Raw genomic sequence first — 1088 nt, forward strand, 5'->3', positions numbered from 1 at the left:
CACCTTTTGATTGACAACAAAAAGTACATTGGGCTCAAGTTCAGTTCGGACAAGGTTTTGAACAGCATGATAAAAGAACTGGACGGCATTGAATGGAGCTCAGATTTTGGAATGTATTACGTACCGAACCACAAAAGAAATCTCAATGCCATCTTCAATCTTTTCCGTGGTGTAGCTTGGATCAACACCAATTACTTTTTCGAAAAATCAAACGCAAAAATGCTTGATGAGGAATTTGATGTACAATGGTTCAAGAACAGGGAAAAACCAGATGGTTACAAGGTATGCCCAAACTCCTATCTTGACAAACTTGAACTCAAGCATTATGCCAACAATACAGTAAAAACGTATGTCTCATGCTTTGAAAAGTTTATCAACCACTACCCCGACAAGGACATTGACAATCTGGATGAGCTGGACGTTAGAAACTACCTCATACATTTGGTAAGCCTTAAATGGTCAAACTCCTATATCAACCAAACCATCAACAGCATCAAGTTCTATTATGAAATGGTACTGGGTATGCCAAACAGGTTCTATGATATTGAACGCCCTAGAAAACAAACGAAATTGCCAATTGTCCTGTCCAAAACAGAAGTAAAAAATCTACTGGAAGCGACCACCAACCTTAAACATAAATGCATCCTATCTCTTCTCTACTCAGCAGGCCTGAGAAGAAGTGAATTGCTAAACCTAAAACCCACGGATATTGACAGCACTAGAATGCTAATTAAAGTAAACGACGCCAAGGGTAACAAGGACAGATATACTTTATTGGCAAAATCAACACTTGATGATCTGAGGAAGTATTATGTTGAATATAGACCAGAGACATACCTCTTCGAGGGACAAAGCAGGGAAAAATACAGTCCCACAAGCATTGGAAGAATAATAGACCAAGCTTCAAAGAAGGCTGGAATAAAAAAACGAGTGACTGCACACACTCTAAGACATAGCTTTGCCACACATCTTTTGGAGGCAGGTACCGACCTGCGATACATTCAGCTACTATTGGGACACAATTCCACAAAGACGACCGAGATTTACACCCATGTAGCTAGCAATACGTTTAATTCTATTACAAATCC

General features: G+C 39.4%; 1 protein-coding gene. It reads left to right on the plus strand.

Features of this window, described 5'->3' with window-relative positions; all coding sequences use genetic code 11:
* Window positions 1–1088, plus strand: a 1088-nt coding sequence (gene xerA / locus ZA06_RS16690) for a site-specific tyrosine recombinase/integron integrase (protein ID WP_316931785.1), incomplete at both ends; no start/stop codon positions are given.

The organism is Mangrovimonas xylaniphaga (assembly GCF_001280435.1).
GTDB lineage: Bacteria > Bacteroidota > Bacteroidia > Flavobacteriales > Flavobacteriaceae > Mangrovimonas_A > Mangrovimonas_A xylaniphaga.